Here is a 5,206-nt window from a genome sequence, read left to right as displayed (position 1 = left end):
TGGCATGGCAACCCGCTACGACAAGCTCGCCGTACGCTACGAAGCCGTCGTCATCATCGCCGCGATCAACCAGTGGCTCAAAGCCTTATGAAACACGGCCTAGGCGGGGCCGCGGACGCACCACTATGCGACGATGCGCACGGAGGGAGGCAGCCAATGTCGGACCCGAATCTGCAGTTGCAGCAGGCGCGTGAGCGACTGCCATCCCCTGCCGACCCCGGCGAGCACGCCTCGCGCCAGGAGCTGGCAGACCTGGTCAACGCCTGGTTGTTCGAGAATCACCAGCGGCACGGCGGCCTGACTCAGGAGTACGTCGGCAAGCTCGAACGCGGCGAAGTGCGCTGGCCCAACGCCCACTACCGGGAAGCGTTCCGTGCCATTCTCGGTGCCGAACGTGACAGGGACCTGGGCTTCAACAGATCCCGACGTGCCAACTCGGTCGTTACCGTGACAGACGTGGATCGCAAAGGCTTCATTCGTACTGCGCTCGGGGCAGCCGCCGCCATCCCCCTCGCCGAGCTGGCCCTGCCCGCCCAGGCCATCGCGGCACCGTCCGTCATCCAGCCTTCTGACATCGCCGAACTCCGCAACATCGCCCACGTCTTCACCACCTGGGACCACACCTACGGCGGCGGCCTGGTGCGCGAGGCCGTCGTCGGTCAGCTGCGGTTCGCGGTCGGCCTCCTGAAGCAGTCCCGCTGCCCATCCAAGCTGCACGCTCCCCTGTACGCCGCCGTCGGCTGGCTGGCCCACGCCGCCGCGTTCATGGCCTTCGACGCCTACGCCCACGAGGACGCCCGCAGAATGTTCGCCCTCGCACTCACCTGCGCCGAACAGGCGAGCGACTGGCACCTCCGCGCCAAAGTGCTCTCCTCCATGGCACGACAGTCCATCTGGTGCGGCGACGCCGACAACGGGCTAACCCTGGTCGAGTTCGCGATGGTACGAGCCGACCGCCTGACCCCGGCCGAGCGAGCCATGCTGCGCGGTGCCCAGGCTCGCGCCTTCGCCAAGCTCGGCCGGACGCAGGAAGCCTGGAAGGCCGTCGCAGAGGCGGACACGGAGTACGAACACATCCGCCCCGGCGAAGAGCAGCCCTGGATGCGCTACTACGACGCCGCCCAGCACTCCGGCGACACCGGCCACGCCCTGTTCGACCTGGTCATCATCGACAGGACAACGACCGGCACGCCGGCCGGCGACGCGATCGACAACAGGTACCTGGGCGAGGCGTCCACGAGGCTGGCGAACGCGGTGGCCGGCCACACCCCCGCCTACGTCCGCTCCCGCGCCATCAGCGGCATCAAGCTGGCCTCCCTCACCATGGCGACCGGAGACCCCGAGGAGGCCGCCTCCATCGGAGGACGAGCCGTCACCGACGCCGGCACCGTCCGCTCCCGCCGCGCCCAGGACGACATGAAGGAACTCGCCAAGTTCGCCCTCCCCCACAAGACCCGGACACCAGTGGCCTTGCTTCGTCACCGGATCCGGGAGGCCGTCCAGACATGACCCAGACCAGCAATGCCGAGACGGCCGCGTGGTCCATCCTCGAAACGGCGAGCCGCCGCGCCGGCCTCGACCCGTCCGGTGCCGAGCTGATGCGCCTCGGCGAGAACGCCCTCTTCCGGCTCCCCGGCAGCATCGTCGCCCGCGTCTCCCGCCCCGGCCAGCTCACCGCCGCAAAACGCGAAGTAGCAGTAGCACGCTGGCTCGAAGCCAACCACGTACCCGCCGTTCAGACATGGCCAGACATCGACCAGCCCATCGAAGTCGACGGCCAAGCAGTCACCTGGTGGAAAGAGCTCCCACCCCACCGCCCCGGCACGGCCTTCACGGTCGCAACCGCGCTGTGCCGCCTCCACGACCTCCCCCCACCGACTGATTTCGACATCGGCCGCTTGGACCCGTTCGTAAGACTCTCCGAGCGAATCGACCGTGCCTCCACCCTCACTGAGCCTGACCGAATCTGGATGCGCACCCACCTGATCGAGTTGAAGGCACGCTACGAAGAGCTACCCAAGGGCCTACCCGAGACGGTCGTGCACGGCGACGCATGGATCGGCAACGTGGTGACCACTGACGACGGCGAAGCGGTGTTGCTCGACCTGGAACGCTGCTCGATCGGCCCGCCCGAGTGGGATCTGACCTCCACAGCAGTGAAAGCCTTCACACTGGCCGGCATCACCGCCGACGACTACAACACCTTCGTCGGGATGTACAAGCACGACGTCACCGCATGGCCAGGGTTCGAGACACTCAGAGACATCCGCGAGTTCCGCATGACCTGCATGGCCGCCCAAGTGGCCGGTGAGAATCCTCACCGGCGTGACGAGGTGCTGCTGAGACTGGCCTGCCTGCGTGACGAGCATGGCCCACGGCCGTGGACCTGGACAGCCGTTCCGTAGTGCCCTATCGCGTCGGTCCCGGAGGACCACCGCCGCTCCAGCCCGAAGGCTGTCGGTGGTCCGTACTAGCCTGCTGCGCCCCTCGGCGCCAGTGAGGGCCACCGGCGACGGCTGCGGGGGATGGCCCCGCCCACCACGTTGTGCCTCTCGGGCACCAGCGCTCCTACGATCATGTCGGGTACGACCGCGATGAACGGGATGAACACCTTCGGGAAGGACGCGATGATCGGCGTACTGCGCCAGCGGTCATCGAACGGATGGCCATCGCCGCTGCACCTCGACGAAGTTCGTGGTCCAGTACGCCGAAGGAGAGCACGAAGCCCAGGCTGAACATGATGCCGACGACTCACAGCACCGAGCTGCTCAATCCCGTCAGCTCGGTGCACGGCCAGGAGTCGAGCTGCTCGGCGCCGTCGGCGACGGCCGTCCGCACCCTGTCGATCAGCCCGTTGAACACCGCCGACGCGGTGCAGCCCGATGAGGGTGAGCGGCAGCAGCGCGGCGACTTTGACGAGAACTGCAGAACCTCGTTGTAGATGACCGCCGCGAGCCCACCGGAGATGATATGGCTGGGGACGATGGCCACCGCGAGCAGCAGCAGCGCCACCCACAACGGCCAGCCGAATAGGCCGTTGACCACCGTGGCGAGCAGGAAGAGGTTGATCCCCGCGATAAGCGCGAAGCTGATCGCGTTCACCAAGTGCCGACCGGGCTCAAGCGGCGGCGCATGGACTTGGGGACGCCGCGCACCTTGGATCCGTACAGAACAGCAGCGTCACGACGCCGAGGAACGGCGTCGCGGGGACCGCGTCGATCCAGTGGTAGATGATAGTCGGCATGCCGTCCGCGGCGCCGTTGGCCGACATCCCGATGATCTCATCGGCGCCGAGGTGCGAGCACGGTGATCAAGGCCGCGCAACTAACACCCTGAGAACAGGAAGTCGAGACTGCTGGAGACCCTCCTGCGCGCGGCCCCCCGACCAGCAGGATCATCGCGAGGTGGATCGAGATCGCCACGTGGTCGACGTCACCGGCGCGGATCCTCGCCGAGACTCTCCGGCTTTCAAGGCGGTCTTGAGGACGTCGATGGCCTGGGCTATGGCGGCGCTGGTGGCCTCGGTGGCGCGGACGGGGTTGAGCATCATGAAGTCGTGCAGCGTGCCGTTGTAGCGGACGCTGGAGGTGGGCACCCCGGCCGCGATCAGCTTGCGGGCGTATGCCTCGCCCTCGTCACGCAGCACGTCGTTCTCGTCGACGATGACGAACGCGGGCGGTAGACCCTCGAGGTCGTCCAGGGAGGCGCGCAGCGGCGACGCGGTGATCTCGGCGCGCTGAGCGGGATCTGTGGTGTAGGCGTCCCAGAACCAGGCCATCGCCTTGGCCGTCAGGTACGGCCCGTCGGCGAACTCTCGGTAGCTGTCGGTGTCCTGGCCGGCGTCGGTGACCGGGTAGTACAGGGACTGGTGCACGAAATGCACGTCACCGCGCTGCTTGGCCAGGATGGTCAGGGCCGCTGTCATGTTGCCTCCGACCGAGTCGCCCGCGACGGCCATCCGGGATGGGTCCAGCCCTTCTTCGGCACCGAACTTCACGATCCACTGGGCGGTGGCATAAGCCTGCTCGATGGCCACCGGGTAGCGGACCTCGGGTGAGCGGTCGTACTCGACGAAGACGACGGCCGCGCCCGCGCCGACGGCGAGCTCGCGCACGAGCCGGTCATGGGTGCCCGCGTTGCCGATGACCCAGCCGCCGCCGTGCACGTACAGGACGACGGGGAGCATGCCCGTCGAGCCGACGGGCCTGAGGATCCGCACCCGCACGTTGCCGACCCCGGCGGGGACGGCGATCCACTTGTCGTCCACGTCCGGCTTGGCGATCGGGGCCGCCTGGAGGTCGTCGAGGACCTTGCGGGCGCCCTCGGGGCCGAGCTCGTACAGGAACGGCGGCTTCGAGGTGGCCTGCGCCAGTTCCCAGGCGGCGGGCTCGAGGATGTGCCTGTTCATGCCGCGCCTTCTTTCGCCATGGAGGCGCTACGTGCTTCGCGAGGCACGTAGGTGAAGGTGGGACCGGCGCCGCCGGGCAGCGCCATCAGGGCCTGCGCATGGGCCCTGAGCGTGAACATGGTGCGGGTGGCGTCCGTGAGCCGCTTCGGATCGCCGTTGAATGCCTGTTCCAGCAGGTTCAGCAGGGTGCTGTAGGTGGTGTCGAACAGATCCTGCGCCGCCCGTACGGCAGTGCCCGGCTCGGCGGGCCGCGGGTTGGGTGTCATCGGCAGCACGCCGTCCGGGTCGACGCCGACCTTCTCCCCTGTCGGGCCGGTCTTCGGGGTGTCGCCCCGCTGGTAACGGCGGCCGAGCTTGAGCTCCTGGAAGCGGTAGTAGTGGGCGACCTCGTCCCGCTCGGGATGGAGGACGTCCTGGTCGCCGTCCCAGACCTCGCCGCGGGCGTTGCCTTCCCCCTGCTCGACGATCTCCTTCAGCGCGCCGAGCGCGGACTCCAGATCATCGACGGCGAACAGCGAGCCGGTAGTGTGGCGGAAGCGGGCGCCGCTCACCTGCCGGGCCGGGTCGCCACAGAACACCTCCTTCTCGCCGAGCGTTTCGCACAGGTGGCGCAACCCCTGCTCGATCGCGGCGTAGAACTGTCCGATCGTCTCGTAATCGTCGTCCTCCGGTGGCGCGCCGGGCGGCGCAGGCTGTTCCAGGCGCAGGAACATCTCCAGCGCTTCTGCGCCGAACGGCACCAGCGACACTTCCAGATCACCATGAGGCAGCTTGCGCGGGTGCGGCGGCAGCATCTGC

5 protein-coding genes are annotated in these 5,206 nt (G+C 68.0%); 2 read left to right on the top strand and 3 right to left on the bottom strand.

Annotated features, from left to right (window positions below):
* Positions 1 to 156 precede the first annotated feature (156 nt).
* Together IEZ27_RS53290 and IEZ27_RS53285 are read left to right on the top strand one after the other, a co-directional pair.
* Positions 157 to 1,509 (top strand): hypothetical protein, encoded by a 1,353-nt coding sequence (locus IEZ27_RS53290; protein ID WP_229825339.1) that lies wholly within the window; start codon positions 157 to 159, stop codon positions 1,507 to 1,509.
* Complete coding sequence (locus tag IEZ27_RS53285; protein WP_189654296.1) at positions 1,506 to 2,405, top strand: phosphotransferase family protein; 900 nt, start codon at positions 1,506 to 1,508, stop codon at positions 2,403 to 2,405. The genes IEZ27_RS53290 and IEZ27_RS53285 overlap by 4 nt, the downstream gene beginning before the upstream one ends.
* 346 nt (positions 2,406 to 2,751) lie before the next feature.
* Here the strand turns inward: IEZ27_RS53285 and IEZ27_RS53280 are convergent, their stop codons facing one another.
* From IEZ27_RS53280 to IEZ27_RS53270, 3 genes are all read right to left on the bottom strand, one after another.
* The gene (locus IEZ27_RS53280) at positions 2,752 to 3,105 is read right to left on the bottom strand and encodes a hypothetical protein (protein ID WP_189654295.1); all 354 of its coding nucleotides are present in this window, start codon (positions 3,103 to 3,105) and stop codon (positions 2,752 to 2,754) included.
* Between the two features lie 289 nt (positions 3,106 to 3,394).
* Positions 3,395 to 4,408 (bottom strand): alpha/beta hydrolase, encoded by a 1,014-nt coding sequence (locus tag IEZ27_RS53275; RefSeq protein WP_189654294.1) that lies wholly within the window; start codon positions 4,406 to 4,408, stop codon positions 3,395 to 3,397.
* Positions 4,405 to 5,206, bottom strand: an 802-nt coding sequence (locus tag IEZ27_RS53270; RefSeq protein ID WP_189654293.1) for a ferritin-like domain-containing protein, incomplete at its 5' end; no start/stop codon positions are given. The genes IEZ27_RS53270 and IEZ27_RS53275, both read right to left, overlap by 4 nt.

The sequence above is a fragment of the Nonomuraea spiralis genome (assembly GCF_014648435.1).
In the GTDB taxonomy this organism is placed as follows: Bacteria; Actinomycetota; Actinomycetes; order Streptosporangiales; family Streptosporangiaceae; genus Nonomuraea; species Nonomuraea spiralis.
The sequence above is the reverse complement of the archived record's forward strand: the minus strand, read 5'-3'. Positions and strand labels throughout refer to the sequence as shown.